The organism is Calothrix sp. NIES-3974 (genome assembly GCF_002368395.1).
GTDB lineage: Bacteria > Cyanobacteriota > Cyanobacteriia > Cyanobacteriales > Nostocaceae > NIES-3974.
Map to the genome: position 1 here is coordinate 2,328,662 of NZ_AP018254.1, position 20,445 is coordinate 2,349,106.

Annotated in this window: 15 protein-coding genes and 3 pseudogenes; 4 read left to right on the plus strand and 14 right to left on the minus strand. The window is 42.9% G+C overall.

The features are described 5' to 3' along the window. Positions 1-9: 9 nt before the first annotated feature. Both CDC37_RS09155 and CDC37_RS24155 read right to left on the minus strand, forming a co-directional pair. Positions 10-3,069, minus strand: a complete 3,060-nt coding sequence (locus CDC37_RS09155) for a valine--tRNA ligase (RefSeq protein ID WP_096621485.1) — start codon at positions 3,067-3,069, stop codon at positions 10-12. A 434-nt stretch (positions 3,070-3,503) separates the two neighbouring features. Further along, entirely contained in the window at positions 3,504-3,671 is a 168-nt protein-coding gene (locus CDC37_RS24155) for a hypothetical protein (protein WP_157780696.1), read from the minus strand. Between the two features lie 587 nt (positions 3,672-4,258). On the opposite strand from CDC37_RS24155, the pseudogene CDC37_RS09160 reads away from it, so the two are divergent. After that, positions 4,259-4,463, plus strand: a pseudogene (locus CDC37_RS09160) (type II toxin-antitoxin system VapC family toxin); the annotation flags it as partial. A 42-nt stretch (positions 4,464-4,505) separates the two neighbouring features. On the opposite strand, the gene pgsA reads toward CDC37_RS09160, so the two are convergent. From pgsA to CDC37_RS09190, 7 genes are all read right to left on the minus strand, one after another. After that, positions 4,506-5,015: a CDP-diacylglycerol--glycerol-3-phosphate 3-phosphatidyltransferase gene (pgsA, locus tag CDC37_RS09165; protein WP_096621486.1), complete on the minus strand. Its 510-nt coding sequence runs from the start codon at positions 5,013-5,015 to the stop codon at positions 4,506-4,508. 89 nt (positions 5,016-5,104) lie between these two features. Continuing rightward, the gene (locus tag CDC37_RS09170) at positions 5,105-5,971 is read right to left on the minus strand and encodes an Rpn family recombination-promoting nuclease/putative transposase (protein ID WP_096621487.1); all 867 of its coding nucleotides are present in this window, start codon (positions 5,969-5,971) and stop codon (positions 5,105-5,107) included. A 29-nt stretch (positions 5,972-6,000) separates the two neighbouring features. After that, positions 6,001-6,855 carry an Rpn family recombination-promoting nuclease/putative transposase gene (locus CDC37_RS09175; protein ID WP_096621488.1) on the minus strand — a complete coding sequence of 285 codons (855 nt, stop codon included), beginning with the start codon at positions 6,853-6,855 and terminating at the stop codon, positions 6,001-6,003. 262 nt (positions 6,856-7,117) lie between these two features. Next, on the minus strand, positions 7,118-7,261 hold the full coding sequence (locus CDC37_RS24160) for a hypothetical protein (protein ID WP_157780697.1): 144 nt from the start codon (positions 7,259-7,261) through the stop codon (positions 7,118-7,120). A gap of 16 nt (positions 7,262-7,277) precedes the next feature. Continuing rightward, positions 7,278-7,958, minus strand: a complete 681-nt coding sequence (locus CDC37_RS09180; protein ID WP_096621489.1) for a hypothetical protein — start codon at positions 7,956-7,958, stop codon at positions 7,278-7,280. Between the two features lie 218 nt (positions 7,959-8,176). Then, positions 8,177-9,757, minus strand: coding sequence for a CHAT domain-containing protein (locus CDC37_RS09185; RefSeq protein ID WP_096621490.1), 1,581 nt, complete (start codon positions 9,755-9,757; stop codon positions 8,177-8,179). A 221-nt stretch (positions 9,758-9,978) separates the two neighbouring features. After that, entirely contained in the window at positions 9,979-12,321 is a 2,343-nt protein-coding gene (locus CDC37_RS09190; protein WP_096621491.1) for a protein phosphatase 2C domain-containing protein, read from the minus strand. 804 nt (positions 12,322-13,125) lie between these two features. Here CDC37_RS09190 and CDC37_RS09195 point away from each other — a divergent pair. Continuing rightward, positions 13,126-14,268 (plus strand): hypothetical protein, encoded by a 1,143-nt coding sequence (locus CDC37_RS09195; protein ID WP_096626047.1) that lies wholly within the window; start codon positions 13,126-13,128, stop codon positions 14,266-14,268. 195 nt (positions 14,269-14,463) lie between these two features. On the opposite strand, the gene CDC37_RS09200 is transcribed toward CDC37_RS09195, so the two are convergent. From CDC37_RS09200 to CDC37_RS09220, 5 genes and pseudogenes are all read right to left on the minus strand, one after another. Further along, entirely contained in the window at positions 14,464-15,135 is a 672-nt protein-coding gene (locus tag CDC37_RS09200) for a LabA-like NYN domain-containing protein (RefSeq protein WP_231943441.1), read from the minus strand. An 872-nt stretch (positions 15,136-16,007) separates the two neighbouring features. Beyond that, positions 16,008-16,235 carry a regulatory protein SipA gene (gene sipA, locus CDC37_RS09205; RefSeq protein ID WP_096621493.1) on the minus strand — a complete coding sequence of 76 codons (228 nt, stop codon included), beginning with the start codon at positions 16,233-16,235 and terminating at the stop codon, positions 16,008-16,010. Positions 16,236-16,393: 158 nt separating this feature from the next. Then, a complete protein-coding gene (locus CDC37_RS09210; RefSeq protein WP_096621494.1) occupies positions 16,394-16,939 on the minus strand; it encodes a nucleotidyltransferase family protein in 546 nt (181 codons plus the stop codon). A 286-nt stretch (positions 16,940-17,225) separates the two neighbouring features. Further along, positions 17,226-18,206 carry an aldo/keto reductase gene (locus CDC37_RS09215; RefSeq protein WP_096626049.1) on the minus strand — a complete coding sequence of 327 codons (981 nt, stop codon included), beginning with the start codon at positions 18,204-18,206 and terminating at the stop codon, positions 17,226-17,228. Positions 18,207-18,316: 110 nt separating this feature from the next. Next, positions 18,317-19,072: pseudogene (locus CDC37_RS09220) on the minus strand (RNA-guided endonuclease InsQ/TnpB family protein); the annotation flags it as partial. 91 nt (positions 19,073-19,163) lie between these two features. Between CDC37_RS09220 and CDC37_RS09225 the strand changes: the two are divergent. Both CDC37_RS09225 and CDC37_RS25485 read left to right on the plus strand, forming a co-directional pair. After that, positions 19,164-19,957 (plus strand): annotated as a pseudogene (locus CDC37_RS09225) (IS5 family transposase). Between the two features lie 266 nt (positions 19,958-20,223). Next, positions 20,224-20,355, plus strand: a complete 132-nt coding sequence (locus CDC37_RS25485) for a hypothetical protein (protein ID WP_255408915.1) — start codon at positions 20,224-20,226, stop codon at positions 20,353-20,355. The last annotated feature ends 90 nt before the right edge of the window (positions 20,356-20,445 follow it).

The following is a 20,445-nucleotide window of genomic DNA, read 5'->3' on the forward strand; positions in this document are numbered from 1 at the left end:
ATCTTTGAACTACTGGGATGATAATTGCAAAATGCGATCGCGGAGGATTTGGGCTTGGGTTTGGGCTTCGCTAAGTTTATCGCGAGCATCTTGAACGACATCGGGACGGGCATTGTTCACGAAGCCGGGATTATTTAGTCTACCAGAAAGTTGGGTAATTTCCATTTCGATTTTGGTCAGTTTTTTCTGAAGTTTTTCGATAAATGCGGCAATATCCACAACCCCTGTTAATGGCATGATTACCTGAACTGTACCGACGACTCCGGCGATAACTTTTTCTGAGTCTTGTTTTACTGCTGGGGTATCTGGGGTTATTTCGGTTGTAGGGATGGGTTCGGGTTGATTGTTAACCAGACCTTTGGCTTGTTGCCAAAAGCGATCGCGTGCTTGGGGATTTAACCAGCTTTTGGCTAAAAACCAGGTGGCATACAAAAACCCAATCAGTTCAAAAAATCTACCTGCTAGGGGTATATCATCAATGGCATCGGCGATCGCTACTAAAAGGCGAAATAAAAATAGGAATCCGAAGGTTTTGCCGACTAATCGCCAATTGATTTGGTTTGATTTAGATTGGGGATTTTGGGTTTGTGGGGAAACAGGGTTAATTTGCTGTCCAGAAATGGTGAGATGCTCGACTTTGGCAAGGTTTTGGATGTAAACCTGACCCTGGGTTAAAATTTCCCGCTCCTGTGGACTTTGAGTTTGCAGTTTAATATCGACCTTTGCTCCAGGTTTGACATCGGCTTCGGCTCGCAGGTTACGAATTGTGCGGATGGTGCCAAATAGCAGTTCAAATTGGGCTTCTAAATCAGTATTAATCAAGTTTGGATTTGCTTCTGGATACTGTTGCAGGGATATACTTTGTCGGGAATCCGGAGCTTGCTGAGTTAGGGTTTGCCAAATTTCCTCCGTAATATGGGGCATATAGGGGTGGAGTAATTTGAGAATACCTTCAAGAACGTAGGCTAAAGTTTGTTGGGCTGTGCGACGGGAATTTTCATCTCCACCGGGTTGTAAACGCGACTTAGCTAACTCAATATACCAATCACAAAAATCGCCCCAAATAAACTCATATAAACCATTGGCAGCTTCTCCCATCCCGTAATTTTCCATATACTGGATAGTTTGCTGAATTACTTGGTTGTAACGAGATAAAATCCAGCGATCGCTCAATTCCAATGGCTGGGGAACCCCTAACTGGGCTGGTGTTTGTCCATCCAGATTCATCATCACAAAGCGGGAGGCATTCCAAATTTTATTGGCGAAATTCCGGGCTGCTTCTACGGCTGGAGATTCATTCTTTTTCCGGTCATAATCAAAACGGATATCCTGTCCGGCTCCGGTGGCTTCCTTAATTAAATAATACCGCAGGGCATCCACACCATATTGATTAATTAATAGCAACGGATCAATCCCATTTCCCTTGGATTTGGACATTTTGTCGCCATTTTCATCCAAAACCAAACCGTGAATATACACATCTTTAAAGGGCATTTGGTTAGTAAAATGACCCGCCATCATCGTCATCCGCGCGACCCAGAAAAAGATAATATCGAATCCCGTTACGAGGGTACTTGTGGGATAATATTTAGCTAGGTCACTTGTTAAACTAGGCCATCCCATTGTCGAAAAGGGCCATAGACCAGAGGAAAACCACGTATCCAACACATCCGGGTCTCGCTCCAATTGAACGTCATCCCCAAATTTTTGTTTAGCTAAGGTTAAAGCTTCCTCTGGCGATTTCGCCACGACAAAGGGAGTCGTATCGGTAATTTCCCCATTGGTTTCACTAACCGCATACCAAGCTGGAATTTGGTGACCCCACCACAACTGACGGGAAATACACCAATCTTCCACCTTTACCAACCAATCCCGATAGACCTTTTGCCAACGAGAAGGGACGAAATTTGGGGAATTTTGCTCATCCAGGAAACGCAAAGCTCGATCTGCCAACGGACGAATCTTCACAAACCACTGGGTTGACAATAACGGCTCAATGGGAACCTTACCGCGATCGCTGTAGGGAACCGTATGGGAATAATCCTCAATTTTGACGAGAAAACCATCGGTTTCCAAACGGCTGACAACCTGTTTTCGAGCCACAAATCGGTCTAATCCCGCAAATTCACCGGCATTTTCATTCAGTGTCCCGTCCTTATTCATGATGTTAATAAACGGTAAATTATGCCGTTTACCCATCTTAAAATCGTTTGGGTCATGGGCTGGTGTCACCTTCACGCAACCCGTACCAAACTCCATTTCCACCAACTCATCGGCAATAATAGGGATTTCCCGTTTCATAATTGGTAAAGTTAAGGTCTTACCAATTAAACTTTGATACCGTTCATCCTGGGGATTGACAGCTACAGCCGTATCCCCCAACATGGTTTCTGGACGAGTTGTCGCCACTTCCACATAGCCAGAACCATCACTCAAGGGATAGCGAAAGTGCCAAAGTTTACCCAACACCTCCTTCTTTTCCACCTCCACATCCGACACAGCCGATTGGGAAGCAGGACACCAATTAACTAAATATTCACCACGATAAATTAAACCCTGATTATACAGGGTGACAAAAGCCTCTAACACAGCCTTTGACAACCCCTCATCCAAAGTAAACCTCTCCCGTGACCAATCCACCGACACACCCAAGCGTCGTAACTGGTTAACAATCGTTCCCTCTGATTGTTTTTTCCATTCCCAAGCCCTTTCGAGGAACTTTTCCCGACCGATATCATAACGAGTTTTGTTTTCCGACTTGAGTTGCTTTTCCAAAATGGTTTGCACAGCAATACTCGCATGGTCAGTTCCGGGGAGATACAAAGTATTTTTTCCCCGCATTCTTTGGTAGCGAATTAAAGTATCAATCAGGGAATTATCAAAAGCGTGACCCATATGCAAACTACCCGTGACATTTGGGGGAGGAATGACAATGCAGTAGGGTTCACTGGGATTATTGGGGTTAGCTTTGTAGAGTTGATTTTCTTCCCAAAACTGTTGCCATTTGGTTTCAGCAGCTTTCGGGTCGTAGACACTGGGTAGGTTAGGGTGAGAGGTTGTTGGATTCATGTTGGAAATAATCAAGTCAGTCAGGTTAGTTAGTTGGAAGCGAGAACGGTAAAATTGACGGGAAGAGGTAGATTATAGCAATTCGTAATACCCGCTACGCAGAAAGCAAGCTAAGTCATTCGTAATGCTTCCAGGAGAAGAATTGCGGAAGAAGCAAGCTACGCAATTGCCTTTGACAGCGGGAATTTTATCCCCATTTTGTTAAAGGCTGGGATAAATTAGCCAAAAAGAACATTTATGAGCGTCGGATGTGTGACACACAGGAGCAATTATGTATTGTAAATTCGAGTTTGTAGTTTCACGCACTAATAACCGATTGTAACCATATCGTCATTCTTTGGCTGAATTACGTTAGTCATGCTTTTTGGTCTCTAGTCAGTTTTACCACGCTGGGTTTTAACTAATAAATTCTGCCACAATTCGCGTTGCAACTTTTAACTTCGACTGATTGATGAAGATTTGTGACGTTGCCAAAGTTGGAAAAGTTTAATTAAGTATTGGAGAGAAGAGGCTGGTATGATTTTTAGCAATACAGCCTTGAGGATGAAACGAATAATATCAGCTTCCGGAAATGTTTGGGAATTGGCGGACATGGTTTTCATTTTTATTGAAGAATACAGAATGTAGAATCAAGAATAAAGGAGGACTTAAGCCTCAAAAGAACAATGAAGTCTTGGCGATTGACTCTATGCCAATCTGTAATATCAAGTTATATTATTTCAAGCGACAAGGATTGTAAGGGGGTGTTGGTCAAGTATTAATAAATACTTTATCAACCAATTATTGAAGATAGTCAATAGGCTCAAACGGTATAAAGGTGGAGGTAAGGGCGAGCCTATAAGAGGCAACCAATTATTGAAGATAGTCAATAGGCTCAAACGGTGTATTTGTCGTGAACAACTACTCCCGATTCCCCTACAGACACGACATGTCGCGTTTCTTGCAAAAAACGAGCTTGTTAAGTATTCTAATCGACTTTTAAAACATCCTTTAACACAGGTTGAGGAGGGATGATGTCAATCTGTCATATTAAGTTCTGTTATATCAAGTTTGAATGAACACTTGTCTTTGCCGAGAAAGTAAAGCGATCGCAAAACTGGGAGTTCTCACAAACTTCTAAAACACATAAGTACTCCTACGGGGAAGCTTGCTACAACAGATTTGAGGAGCTATAAGCTTTGTATATGGATCGTTGCCTTTTGATGATGCAGTTGCCACTATATACGGTAGAATTAGGACTGAGTTAGATGCTACTGCTACGCCGATTGGTTCTGATGATTTGCAGATTGCAGCTATTGCAATGGTGAATAACTTAGATATTGGTTCCCCATAATACGAAAGAATTTAGCCGAGTGAATGGGTTGCAAATTGAGGATTGGGAGGAAGAAAGTTGAGTCAAGGATGTTGGACAATTTCAGACAATAACTCATAACTAACTATACTGAAGGTCGCGGAACTACATAAATAATGCCAGAAATAACAGTGAGAGCCACCGACAACCAAAAAGCGATGATGGCTGGTAAATCCCAGGAACTAGGAACAGGAGCAATTAAAAGCGCGATCGCAATGATTTGACTCACAGTTTTGAGTTTACCCCAAATATTCGCTCCACTGATAGTAGATTGATTGACCCGCCATCCTGCGATCGCTAATTCCCGTGCCAAAATAATAAATACACCCCAAGCTGGAACCTGTCCCAATTGAATTAAGGAGAGTAAGGGTGCAAGTACCAGTAATTTATCCACCAGGGGGTCAAGAAACTTACCTAAATCACTAATTTGATTTAACTTGCGAGCTAAATATCCATCTAACCAATCAGTCAGCGCACACGCTAAAAAGACCACCACACAAATCCACCGCAACTGTGGTGTGGGATTTTGTAAACCATACAAGAGAAAGGGAATACCCAAAAGCCGCGAAAACGTAATCCAATTCGGTAGGGTCATGGCCAGGAAGAATATTGATTATGAAAGACGAAGAAACTGGGTAGGGGAAGTTGTAATTCCCAATATCAGCTTCTACCTCTTACCTCATTTTAAGACTTCAGTGCCGCTAACCAAGCGTCTAAATCAGCCATGCTAGTAAAATCAAGCAATGCTTCACCGAGATTTTCTAATTCCTCCAGGGAAAGGGATTCAACTTGCGATCGCACGGGTTGTGGTAGTTCTCCTACTCGTCGGGTTAATTGACGCATAATTAGTTGACACGCTTCTGCTTTCCGTCCTTCTTTTCTTCCTTCTTTTCTTCCCTCTTCCTTAATTTCCCGATAAACCCGTGTTTCTTTGAGTGTAATTCCCAACATTTGTTCTACCTCCCTTTGACTCTTACCTTCAAACTTGTACACCATGATTGTGGTAATTAGTTCTATGATGGCACGATTTTCTGCTGGAGGTACTTCCTGTTGACTCCTTGTTAATAAATTCCTTGCTTCTGCGGTCGCACGATTTTCTTCTAGGGTTGTCAATACCATCAATCCTACCCATACGGGTAACGAACGAATATCTCCGAGTTCATCCAGATATATCCGATGTACCTGGGGACTGTTGAGTTGACTCTGGTAAGGACTAATATCTGTTTGTTCTAAGCTACGGGATGGGTAAATGATGACGATTTGCAAATTGCTGAATCTGTCACGGTTGCGATAAAAGTAGAGATAGGATTCGGCAAATACCCTTTCGTATAGTCTTTCGTCCTTCTGAAATTGCACCTCACAGAAATACACCACACCTGGATTTTCGGTTTGCGGTGGTAGAAATACACCATCGATTTCAAATTTTGCTTCTTTAACTGCTACCGAATCAAATATGTACTCGTCTGCATTCGCAGGTGGATTTGTTAACAGGGCGAATAATAAACTGGGAGATTGCTGAAATAATTTGTAAAATATCGAATCTCGACGCATTCAGGTTGGAAAATAGCAGCTTCACTATTTTAAGGGTTAAGTGCTGCTAACCATGCGTCTAAATCAGCCATGCTAGTAAAATCAAGCAATGCTTCACCGAGATTTTCTAATTTTTCCAGGGAAAGGGATTCAACTTGCGATCGCACTGGTTGTGGTAGTTCTCCTACTCGTCGGGTTAATTGACGCATAATTAGCTGACACGCTTCTGCTTTCCGTCCCTCTTCCCTTCCTTCTTCCTTAATTTCCCGATAAACCTGTGTTTCTTTGAGTGTAATTCCCAACATTTGTTCTACCTCCCTTTGACTCTTACCTTCAAACTTGTACACCATGATTGTGGTAATTAGCTCTATGATGGCACGATTTTCTGCTGGAGGTACTTCCTGTTGACTCCTAGTTAATAAATTCCTTGCTTCTGCGGTCGCACGATTTTCTTCTAGGGTTGTCAATACCATCAATCCTACCCATACGGGTAACGAACGAATATCTCCGAGTTCATCCAGATATATCCGATGTACCTGGGGACTGTTGATTTGACTTTGGTAAGGACTAATATCTGTTTGTTCTAAACTACGGGATGGGTAAATGATGACGATTTGTAAATTGCTGAATCTGTCACGGTTGCGATAAAAGTAGAGATAGGATTCGGCAAATACCCTTTCGTATAGTCTTTCGTCCTTCTGAAATTGCACCTCACAGAAATACACCACACCTGGATTTTCGGTTTGCGGTGGTAGAAATACACCATCGATTTCAAATTTTGCTTCTTTAACTGCTACCGAATCAAATATGTACTCGTCTGCATTCGCAGGTGGATTTGTTAACAGGGCGAATAATAAACTGGGAGATTGCTGAAATAATTTGTAAAATATCGAATCTCGACGCATTCAGGTTGGAAAATAGCAGCTTCACTATTTTAAGGGTTAAGTGCTGCTAACCATGCGTCTAAATCAGCCATGCTAGTAAAATCAAGCAAAGCTGCTCTACGAGAAACTGCTAGTCTAACGGTATGGTTTTCGTCAATGTGTTTACACCCAGATACTTCTTTTGATAGATGACAAGTTTTCGTGTTTTTGAATTAATTATTGATATAATAGGATATCTTTAACTTATCAATAATAAGTAAAATAAAAGTATACGTAATAAAGCCTAAATAAATACATAACCCAATTCCCGAATAATTTCAAAGAATAATTTCAAATTAGTTTCTGACAGCGAAAAAGCGACCATTAATAATTCTGCGGGGTGATGACTCCGCAGTTGAATGATTAGCGATTTTATTTTTATTGTCATATTCTGGAATCAGAATTTATTCACTTAAATTAGTCGAATTATTGCTGTTTAGCTGTTTGAGGGCGTAGTAGGCAACAGCTAGACTTACCCTAGCTTGGTCAATTTCTGTGAGTGAATTCCAATCGCGATCGCTAACTTTCTTCAACGCGGATGCTACTGGTTGGGGGTCTGTGGAGGAATGATTTTCATCCCCATTACGCATGGCATAGGCAAAGGGTCGTGCTAACACCAACAAATCATCGGTTCCCCAATTAGGTAATACGGCATTGGCACACAAAGCTAATTGTTCTCCCAGGGTTTGTGAGGAATTAAATATCTCCGAGGCTTTCGCAGCAATCGTCTCCAGCCAACTTGGGGGTAAATCAACGGAACTAATTTTTTGTAAACTCGCCTTCAAATTAGCAATTATGTTTACATTTGTATTACAGTTGTGGTACTCTGAGGTTGGAAGTTGAGACCATAGGGAATCAAGGTGGTTGAAAAAGCTTTCAGCGCGGGAACTAAGTTCTGCTTGGAGGACATCATCCATGACAAAATTAGCTTCGTGGGCTGAGAAAAAATCTTCCGTTTCAATTTGATTGGTATCCCAAGGATAGATGACATTTTCTTCGGTGGATAGTAGGGCATCGAGTAATTCTCTGTGAATTGCCGATTTTAGGTGTTGGGTATTTTTCGAGTTTTGATTAATGTTAGCCATTTTGCCTCCGGTTCGTGAACTAATCGAGTATTGAATTTAGTGGTATTGACAGCTACAGCAGTCAGAGATTGATTTCCGCAAATAGAAACTAATTTTTGGTAATTATCCTGGAAATATTTTTGATTGATAGAATTTGGTATAGTAAAGCTCAAAAATGATTAAATTTATCAATTAAATTTACGAGTTGCAAAACAACCAAGATTACATCTAGATTACATTTAAACTTTGCCAATGATAAATTCCCAGCCATCGCTACGGGGACTACCGAATTTTAACTGCATACCCGATTCAATTTTAATTTCAGTTTGGTGGATACGTTGCCAAGCACCGATGGAACCTGGGTGGGATATGTAGGTTCCGTAGGTAGAATCATCAATCAAGTAATATGTTTGAACAAAAGTGGTATCAGAAAAAGTATCACGACAGACAATTTTGGCATGATGTCGAGAAACGGATAAATCGGGGATGACAATATCATTTTCTGGAACTCTACCGATATGGGTGGTGCGTCCCTTTAATTGCCAAACTTTGTTGTCAGCAGATAGCGATCGCAAGATTGCATTTGGGGGTGGTAGTTGGTATTCTGGGAGGAGATTTGAAGGTAGTTCGGTGACTGTTTCATCAAGGCTGCGTAGGATTTGACTGTTAAACTCTGGGTGTTGGTAAAGGACAGGTAAAGTCCAAGCGGGTTGATTAAAGCGGTAAATCGTCAGTAGTTGACGACGAGCTTCGGCTGTTGCTTCATCAATTGATTTACGCGATCGCAATGCTTGGGCAAAAGCTTGGATGAAGCACAAGCTTTCGGTATTGGCAATTTCGTCACGCATTCCTAATACTGCGGGAACCCCATGACGGATTAACACCTCAGCCAAACTACTGTAAGGGATAGATTGGTGGTTGATTGTTGCAGGTTGAGCACCCCAACAGGAATTAAATACAGCCAATTTCACTCCTGTACGGGTTAGCACCTGAGCTAGTTCAATCCCACTCATTGTTTCACCGGGACTTAAAAATAAAACCCCCCCATTGGCAGCACGGGAACCATGACCAGCATAGAAGAGAACATTATAGTTGTTACTTTCCAACTCAGCAATTAATTTTTCTCGACTTGGTTGGATGAGGTGATGCACAAAACAAGGTGCATAACCGTAAGTACTGCTACCCATCCGTGAACCATCGGTGAGGGTTTTTTCTAATAAATCCGCTTCCGCATCCAAATTCAGATTTTCGTCTTCCCCCAAGACCAAAAGAATATTTAAACCGGGGTCAGTTTCCAGTTCCGGTAAAGGTTCCACATCACTAGTGGTACGGCTAAATAACATCTGTTGTCCCAGGGAAATCGCCGATTGTCCTGGGTTTTGCATAATTTCCCAGGGAATCGCTACCAAGGACGGGTCACGCAACTCCAAACAAACTCGCAACCGACTTTCTTGACCCATTGCAATTCCCCGACTGCGCTCCAAACTGCTGAGAATTGGTCCATCAAACACCCATTGCCATAGTTGATTACCAAATAACTGCATCAACCGACCAGCATAATTACTTTGTGGACTACCGACAGCAGCAGAAGGCTCCCCAACTGGTTTGGGGGAATTGACATCACGGGGTGGTAGCATTCCCAAATTGCTATGATTAGCAAACCATTCTTGCCATTCTCGCCAAGTTTGTTCCATCTCTGGAGACCAAATGCAATCATGAATGACATGGCCACTGGGATAGGGAGATTTTACCACCCAAATTGCGAAATTATCTGTACCAGCATTGACTAGACGGGCGATCGCCAAATTTAAGGATGGCATGGATTTATAACACTAACAGCTAGAAGCAACTTTCAAATAGGCAAATAGAATATGCAAAACTCCATCTTAGTGTATCGGTTTTTGCGAAAATCTGTGCTGCCACAGAAGCCGAATTTCTCTTGATTTTACCAGCCAACGGTCAGTTGTGAACAGTTTAGTCGCCAACATGGGTGTTTCAACTGGTTGGGATGCAGGGGAAGAATAATTACCAGTAATTAAATTTACAATCCTTGTTGGCGATCGCTTGTAACAGGTTGTTTCGGAATTAACTCTCCCTCCGTAGTACTTGACAATTTGCTACAAGGTGAATTACTGAGGTCAGCAGAATTTGAATAACTAACTTTGTTGACGAGTTTGTCGGAGGGAATAGATACTTTACTACCCACATTTAATTTTGGCAAAGTAATTTCTGGGGGTTTGGAAACGGGTGGTAATGGGGGTATTTGACATATCTCCATGCTGAGGGTGTAGACTTGTTGGCTTGATTCTGGAGAGTCTTGTTCAAGTTTACGATCCAGGACTTTTAATACAGTTCCCTGGGGAAGAGTTACTGGGTAGGGGGAGGAGGGTGGATTTGTTGAACTAACAGGGAGGAAATTGGCTTGCAGTTCGGTTCGGGTTTCTACCTGATATCCCGGTAAAATTTCTGGGGATGGGGAATTTAATGGTGTAGGGATGGTTTTTCCTGTGGTAGAAGGATTATTCGCGGGGGACTCGTTATTCTGGGAATTTAAGGGTGTTTGGGAACCTAGTGAAGAGGAAACAACCCAGTACACAGCCCCAGCTAACAGGAGAAACAGTGGTAAAATTAGCAAATAAAAGGGTATTTTCCGGGATTTAATTTGCACCGTATCTGGTAGGACTTGGGTACGTTGATTAGGGGTGGGATTGAGATTGACTGTGACATTGCTTTGTTTGTATTCGTTGGATGTTGCAGCAGCCAAACTGATTAATTGGGGGGAAATTGGCTCCGATGGTTCGGCATAATTAACTTGGTTACGGACGATGGCAACGGTGACATTATCATGACCATTCTGGGTATTAGCGATTTCCACCAACCGGCTAATTACAGTTCCAATATCCTTATTTTCGTTGATGATGGGTAAAATTTCCGTTTCCCAATTTTGTTCAACCCGGTCGAAATCACTCAAGCCATCCGAACACAGTAAAAATACGCAATCCTCATCCACGATAAATCTTTGGGCTGTAGGATGAAGGGAATTGCTCGAACCCATTCCCAAAGCCTGCACCAGGGAACCGGAAGCTGGTTGACTGACGGCATCATGGTATAAAGCATATCCTAACCGTACCTCCCGCGATGCCACATCATCATCGATGGTGACTTGGTAGCAACCATGTTGGGTAATTAAGTAGGCACGACTATCTCCCACATGGGTAATATACATTTCATGGGCAATCCCCAGAGCCATCACCAAGGTTGTACCCATGCGTTGTCGTCCGGAACGTTGTTCACTATCGTTGCGCTGACTGATTTTGTCGTTGGCAATTCCCGTAGTTGCTTCCAGGTCAGCTAACAGTAGATTGGGGTCGATGTGGTCGTAGCGAAAATCTGTTAACTGTTGCACCTGGGTTTGAATGGTTTCGATGGCTAAATTGGATGCCACATTCCCACCCTCATGACCACCAATACCATCACAAACAATTGCCAAGGCTTTTGATTGGGGGGGTTTGCGCAATCGAGTCCCACTGGGTGGATAGCAAGCATCCTCATTGCGTTGACGCTGGGGTCCGGTGTCGGTCTGGGTGATAATTTCTACATTCACCGATTGGTGGCGACCGATTTCCTGTAAACCCCGATCTAACACCGCAACTAACTGTTCACCGGAATGGATTTCGCCATTGTCTAGGGATTGGCAAATACCGTCAACAAAATTAGCGATCGCCTGTTGACATTTGTGTAATAAATGAACCCGCCAAAATTCACCTAAAGCTGCGAGTCGGGGTGGTTTTTCCCCGTCAGCACGCAGTTGGAGAATGCGTAAAATTCCTCCCTCTGTCCGTAATAACAACGGATCTAATAAACTCGATACCACACCTTCACTCGCCAAGGGTTGCCATAGTTGGGCTATTTGCCACAACCAATGTAATTGTCGCATAGAGGAAGCCTGACCCCAAGCAGTATCAATGGATGGGTGCAATCGCACTTCCGTATCTCCATCCCGTAATTGCAGAGGCGGCTTTTCTAGTAAAATTATTTCCCGACGCTGGCCATTTTCCTCTAGCCACAACACTCCGTAAACCTGGGGAACGTGGAGACGGTACGGAAACAGACGTAGATAGGGTCGGAGGGTTTGTAAATTGTCTAAATCGGGAATTTGGGGAAGTAAACCGGGTTTGCAGTCCAACAAAATCGATTGCTTCACAACGTAGTAGCGATCGCCCAAAATCTCACCCGCATTGCCCACATTTTTGCCCTCTCCCACCCCCCATAAATAGCGCTGAGGTATGGGTGTGGAACATTGTTGACAAAATCTATTTGTCATCGGATTCGCTGCTTGACAAAGCTCATTTGGGCAGTAGACCGTTACCGCGTCTTTTTCCATAGTTTTCGCTACCAAGGCATTAGTAACTCTTTCTAATGTATCTATAAATCGTGACGGTGATGAGGCCGTACACCGATAATTTTTTGAGCAAGCTGGTACTCGATACATCCTAATATTTTGGATCGCAATTCGCCCATCAGCATATAACGGGAAGCAAAAGTTTTGCCCCAAGTGCCCAAAGACTTATATACTAAGTCAACCTCTTCCCAGCATCAAGTCCGTTGGTTACGATTTGCTCACTACTTTATCGATTTAATATGTTTTAGTGGTAGGAAAAAGTCATTTTTTCATATTTTTCAGATAATGTTAGCGAAAAAATCCGCATTCAGCACCTAATAGTCTATCTCCTCACTTCCCGTGTCTACGCTGAATGTGCTAAACCCGCATTTCTCACAAAACCCTAAAACTCATGGGGAATAGGGAGTAGGGAGTAGGGATAGTCCGTAGAAGGAAAATCAATCCGTTACTCCAAGCTTACAACCTACTCGTGAGAAATCCAGGTAAAGCAGGGGATGCTGGGGGAAATATTTTTTTCACATACTTCAAACTGGTTAATAAGTAGGTAGGTGCAATTAAACATAAAACCGCAACGTAACCAATCATTCGGCGTAGAGATAACCCGACGGGTCGTCTCTACGGACTATCGCGATTGGAAAAGATGAAGTGGCAAAGGCAAAATTTTCCAGATAAAATATCAAAACAATGGGGTGATCGACAAAAATCAACTGTGAAAACGCCTCTGGAAGATTCAAGCAGTTGATTGCCCTGTTCCAACCTGATGCACAACAATTCGCTTCACAAATTATGCAGCATATCGATAAACTCCTTGTCACTGAGAATTCTAACTTGGCTTGGGTATTACGATTAGGGTTGTTGGGGTTGCGGACCCAACTGCAACAAGCACGAAATCAAGCAACTGTTTCTGACCCAGGGATTGAAAAGTGTGATGCACTGCTGCGGGAATTGGATGTGATGTTAGAACCAAATTCGTCTATTAGTTCATCTATTCAATCTGCGACACCAAAACCTCTACAATGGGAAGATGTATTTGAACCCGTTGCCTCTGATTTTCAACTTGCATCCTTGGCAATGACCCTAAAATCCGATCCAGAGTTAAAACCATATATCGGTGAGTATGAGTTTGCCAGCGATAATGATGGTGATTTGTGGAATGAAATTCAACGCTTATTGTTACGATTACCGGAACGTTTGGTGTTAATTTGGCGCAGACGCTTGCAAGAAATCTTACCAACCCTGGACACCCAGGAGGACACCCAAACCCGCAAGCTCCTACCTTTTACCCGGAGCGAATTAATTTACCCTGGTTTAACGGGAAAAATTCAAACTTCAGGATTAGCCCTGTCAGATAAAATTGCGATCGCACCTCAATTACTCAAATCCAAATCCAGTTCTGATACGGATATCGATTTTCTCGCGGCGGTGGTATCTACTTGTCTCAAATTTATCCAACTGGATGCCCAACTTTTCCATGTCCTCAAAAGTGTCGATCGCTTTGGCATTCGCCCTGTCCATACAGAACCAGAACGTTCTAAATACGCCACTGCCCTGATTGAAAGATTTCGTCGTGTTCAATCTACTACCCACAGCACTGACCCCGCAGTCACTCTACGTGCCCGTCTTGACCTGGATGAGGCAATCCACTCCCTAGTTTACATGCCACCCTGCGATCGCTATTCCTGGTGGGGTAAACTCCAAGGAGAAGCCCGTCGTACCCTCGATCCGGTCATCGAACGCACCCGCAACGCTGGATACCAAATCCAAATACGTCCGCTATGGGGAACATATGCGGACGTTTACACCTGGTCTAAGGATGACCTACAAATCAACTGTGGTGGTGTACCCGGTGAAGTGGCTGCCTGTTTGCGGGTTTACGCGAAAATCAACGACGAAGTTTTACCGGGAAGGGTTTTATTTTATGCAGCCTGAAACACCCTAATTATATCTTAAACGGTGAAAGTAATTCGTAATTGGTAACCCGTATTCAGCAAAAACACTGAAGACTTTCAGGGAATAGGGAACAGGGTGTAGGGAGAGACGCGATGTATCGCGTCTTTACTATATTTTCAACAAGTCCCAATTACGTAGCTTGCTTCCCGCGTAGCGGGTATTGCAAATTACAAATTACGAATTACGAATTTGTCCTTCCCTTCTAACTGTTTGAACTTCCACATGGGTATTGAGTTCGGCTTCGTTAGTTGAACGTAGTCGCGGTGTCACCCCGAAAGCACCTGTCTGTCCCCTAGTTTCCAAACCGTTTTCTGGAACTTTCTTTTCCCGCTCAATGTCTACCCTAATTTCCTCTAGATCGATGAAAAAGTCGGCCACATTGACCAAACTTTCACTGGTCATCGAACTCAAACTCACCACTTCTACCTGCACCCCTTGATAGGCGATGGAATTGACTGCATAGGCTAAATCCCCATCTCCACTCAACAGGACAATGGTGTCACAGTTCCGTGCTAGGGTTAACATATCCACCGCAATTTCCACATCCAGGTTGGCCTTTTTAGAACCATCGGGAAACTGGATTAACTCCTTGGTGACGACCCGATAACCATTGCGACTCATCCACAACAAAAAGCCTTGCTGCTTTTCGTTGCCACTGTCACAGGCTGTATAAAAATAGGCACGGATTAATTGCCGGTCTCCCGTTAATCGTCGCAGTAATTTGGCGTAATCTACTTCCAAATTTAACTGCATGGCGGCGTAAAATAAATTTGCCCCATCAATAAAAATCGCCACGCGATCGCGCTCATCAAGTAAACGCCTTCTTCGCTGCTGTGATGCTTCCATTTTGTCCAGCACCTTTAGCCTTCGTGGTTCCAACGACTGTTCTGCTTCCAATTTCAGACGAGTTTCCTGATTCATCTGAGGTCGTGGATGTAGCTGCATTCAGATTACGGCTCCTCAGTAATTTCATAAATTTAATTAATTTGTTAATTTGTGGGACTTACACACTCTTGACCCAGAAATCAGACTTTGAGATTGCCTATCTGCGCCATGACGTAAATGGTTAGTCCATGCATAAGTCATGAATTTTTACTAACTAAGTCCAAATTCGATAATTATCTAAATCCCTCACTAGCTAATCACTCCCAAGGGAATTTTCGCTAGTATACATATGTTGCCAATAATTAAACCCCTTATCTGCTTTGTGATACTGCAATTGTCAAACTTTGCAAATCCTCAGCCCGAATACTCACTCCCTCAACTAACTTAATATTCAATTCAATATATCGTCAGTAAAGCTGACCCTTTGATCACCTTCGATATCCTATATTTCAGCACCTTATGGATTTTGCGGCAATCGACATTTTTATATTTTGTTTATTTTTTACTTTTTTTGATACTTGAGCGAAAATATTACACAAAAATATACAAAAATTTATTTTTCTTTACATAACGAGATTGGTGTAAATATTTAGTCCTTGCGGAGAAGTAGTAAGATTCTTATCAGGCAAGGACTTACCCAATTACTACGCAGTTGCGTCATTGGATTTCTTCCGGTAGCGGATCGACCACAGGGTCGTGAGGTAGACGCGCAGAGGTATCTTGCAAAGTAGTAATTTCACAGTCTTGTTTTTTCTCATTGAGTACGTACTCCTAAAGGCGCTAAAGCAACTACGTGCCTTTTTTTACCCATCAGAATTAATCCAGTGGAATAGTTAGGGAGTGGGGGGAACAGCTTCTAAATATTGACTTTCCAGCAAAAAACTACCCCTGGTAAATTTTACAACCCAGTATTCACCGGGACGACGATCTATAACTACACCTTCTTCGCCAATGCTAATTAAATCTGGTGGTCGTAGCATTGGCATCGTATCGGCGGTTTTGAGGTACGCTGGAAGGGAGGTGACGCGGACTTTGCTGTTGATGGTGAACTCTTTAGACATAGTTTGATTTCGGAGATGGTGATAAGTAGGTGGGTAGTGAAAATCGTCGTTCAGATTAGGGAGTAGAGACGACCCGTCGGGTTGTCTATACGGGGGTAAGGCTCTGTCCGAAGGATATGGTGTGCGATCGCGTATTTCAAAGCAGATATTGTGCCAGATTAAATTTTTTGTAAACAGGGACATTTTTCCAGAAAACTAGCAGCTTTTTGCTCTGCATCTGGGTTTTGGGGATGATTGGGAGTGGCTCTAACAATACCATTAAATAAATCATCCAAACCGTAGGGTGTAAAAAATTGCCATTGCCCTTGATAATCTAACTTTACACCGACGGCGGTAGCTGTGTGCAACCAGTCTTCGATACCGTGTTCTGTACTATGATATATTTGCCGTCCGTTGCGCCAGCGATTGAAGCTAGCTTGATTTTTGACATCAAATTTGTAATCAGGAAATTGCTGAATGAGCGTAGTTTTAGCTGTTAGTTCCTGCTCTCGGTCTCCCTGCAAGTCAAAAAAAGCAATATCAAAGTCATTTATAACCAGTTTACATTCTTCGCCAAAAATTGCTCGCCAAACCGTATTTCTGACTGCACCACCAGCTAACCACCAATCGGGTAAATTAGTTTGGGCGATCGCAGGTAATATTTGACAGAGAATTGAATTACTTAATATACTCACCAACTTTGTTAACTGTTCATTTTCAGTCATCAAAAACCCCTAAAATTGACGAAAAAACTTAACTAATTTAGACATGAGTTCGATGAACCTCACCCCAAACCCTCTGTGACTTCCCAGAGGGAAAGAAAATCCGTAGTTTTCAATCAAGAATCAATTCTTTTAAAACCTCTGTTCCCAAGAAAGAGAACTTTGGAGAGAGATTCTTTGCATCTGTCGAATTCACGTTAATTAGATACGCAAAGCATTACCGCAGTCTATTACGTAGCTCGCTTCCCGCACAACGGATATTACGTACGCGAAGCGTTGCCGCAGGCTATTACGAAGTTTGAAAAATATTCTGCACCATTTTCTTCGGTAAACTAGCAGCAATTCGGTCTAACTCACCCACTTCCCCAGCATCCAAAAACCAACCCAAAGCGCCGATATTTTCCTCCGCTTGACGTTGTGATTTGGCTCCGGGAATGGGAATTGTCCCCTTAGTAATACACCAATTAATCGCCACCTGGGAAATAGTTTTCTGGCGATTTCTGGCAATTTCCGCCATACAATCTAGAAGGGGTTGCATACCAGGTAATAACCGCCGACACAACCAACCGCGAATACCCCCCGGTAACTTACCATTGACCTGATATTTACCAGTCAATAAACCCAATGCCAAAGGACTATAGGCAATTAAACGAATACCCAACTCATCACAGACATCCTTTAACCCCAACTCCGTCACTGGATAGGTGGACAACAAGGAATACTGCACCTGCAAGGTGGCAATTTTAATTCCGCGATCGCTCAATCGCTGATATGCCCATCGTAATCTTTTTGTCCCATAATTAGACAACCCCACAGCTTTTACTAAACCTCGTTCCGCTAACAATGCTAACCCATCCAATAATTTTCCCTCTTGCCAAGGTGCATAATTCGCCGTAGACCAATGCATCTGCACCAAATCAATCCCCCGTCCCAAGCGTTCCGCACTAGCTTCAGCCGCAGCAACCATCGAATTCGCCGTCAATCGCCAGGGGTAAGCTGCCAACTTTGTGGCAATACAAATTTTATCCCGATTTATACCCTCATACCCACGGGTAAACCGTCCCAACAACTTCTCACTCTGTCCCTTTAATCGACCCGTTCCATAGGAATCCCCTGTATCAAATAGCGTCACGCCATTCCTGACGCACAAATTAAATACCCCCGCCAACTCCCCATCCATACTCTCATCATAACCCCAGAGAATGCGGTTCCCCCAAGCCCAAGTACCACACCCCATCATTGGTAAAACTATTGCTTCCCCAGTTACCATTTCCCAGCCAAAGATTACAGGATACCAATTCCAGGATACAGGAAAGAGGGCTACAGATAAACTAAGCACAAATTGACGCTCCCACGACTTAAAGCCGTGGGATTCTTGTTTCATTCAGCCGACTTACTTAAAGGAGTCTCCCCACTTAAGCAGAGGTCGTTCTGTCCACAAGCTTTAGATTCTGTGCGTCCCACAGTACTTTTTAATCCTTTGTTCAAAATCATAGTCGCCGCGTTATGGTCACGGTGCATCACTGCACCACAACAATGACATTTGTGGGTACGAGTGGACAAAGATTTCTGAACTCGTGTCCCACAAACAGAACAATCTTGCGATGTGTAGTGAGGTGCAACTGCTATCACCCAAGTATCAAAAACTTTGCCATAGTAGTCTACCCAATCAGTGAATAGTGACCATGATGCGTCACTAATGGATTTAGCTAAATGATGGTTTTTAACCATATTTCGCACCTGCAAGTCCTCATAAACTACCAAGTCGTTTGACTGGACTAGAGTTCTTGCTGTCTTCACAGCAAAATCTTTCCTCTGTCTACTTACCTTGAGATGCTTTTTCGCCAACTTTTTAACAGCTTTACGGCGATTAGAAGAGCCTTTTTTACATCTAGAAACTTTGCGTTGTTTGCGTTTCAAAGACTTCTCAGACTTACGCAAAAATCTGGGATTTTCGACTGCCTTGCCATCAGAATCAGTGTAGAAAAACTCAAGTCCTACATCAATTCCTACTTGTTTACCATTGTGCTGATGCTGTTCTTTGCGTTCCGCATCAACACAAAATTGGCAGTAATAACCATCTGCTCGTTTAACTACTCTAACTCGCTGAATTTGCTTAGTAGAATAAAAGCTTAGAGGCTGTTTATAAAGTAAATCTAAAGATGGTTAGCCAAGCATAATTGCAAAGGTAGGATACTTCAAAGAAGGTGTATCTACTTAGAAAGCGATGGCTCGAAAAGCTGATTCTACTGACCTTAGTGACTTAGAGTGGGAAATATTGGCACCATTGATTCCACCAGCAAAATCTGGTGGTCATCCCCGAACAACTGATATGAGAGAAGTATGTAATGCTATTTATTATCACTTAAAAACGGGTTGCCAATGGGATATGCTTCCGGGGGAATTTCCCCCAAGCTCAACTGTTTACAGCTATTACCGAAAATGGCAAAAACGTGGGATTTGGGAAGAATTAAATCATACATTGCGTGATCGCTTAAGAGAGAAAATGGGTCGTTTGGCACAGCCAAGTGCGATCGCAGCGGATAACCAGTCGGTAAAAACGACTGAAAAAAGGGGGATGTGTACGGCTTTGATGGTGGCAAACTAACTAAAGGAAGAAAACGCCAAACAATAGTTGATAGTCTTGGTCTGTGACTCAAAGTCATCGTCAGCGAAGGAAATGCTGGAGAGAGGGTTCTTGCGGCCTATGCCTTGATGGAACTTGCCGAGGAACGTCCAGAATTATTGGAAAAAGTTGAAGTCATGGGGGTTGACTCTGGCTACGATGGTGACAAGTTTGGCTTGGCAGTTTGGTTAATGATTCCAGCTCAAGTTGAGGTAATGCACCGCAAAGAAAAACAATTTGAGGTTTTACCCAAACGTTGGCTAGTAGAAAGAACATTTGCTTGGTTTAACCAGTATCGTCGCTGAAGCAAAGATTATGAATATCTTCCTGAAATGAGTGAGGCTGCTATATATGCTGTTATGACTCCCATTATGCTGCGTCGTTTAACCTCTTAAAGATTTACTTTATAAATGGTCTCTTAAAGTCGCTGGGTTTCAATCCCTAATAGGGATTAATTTGAATTGCAATAAACGCTCATCTAATAATTGCCAGTCTCCATATAGTTTCAATCCCTAATAGGGATTAATTTGAATTGCAATCGCCCGAAGTAGAACCCTTACGGTATTTAGTTTTCCAGGTACAGTTCCGTCTGAGAACAATAAAGATAGCGTTTCCATCAAAATCATGTCAAGAGGGGGGAGGAGAAAAATCCTGAAATCCTTTGGGAATAAGACTTTCAAGATTTCCGTCGGAGGTGTTGGGAATGCGATCGCCTCAAATCCTGACAGAGCTAGAGTTTCAGACAAAAAAACACAACTGGCGAAAAAACACCCATAGTGCGACGGAATATTGACGAGAAATTAGGACAAAACACTACTAGTCTGTCAAAATAAAAAGGATGGATATATTTCTGTATAGCTCAAGAGCGCTCAGGTGGCTACAT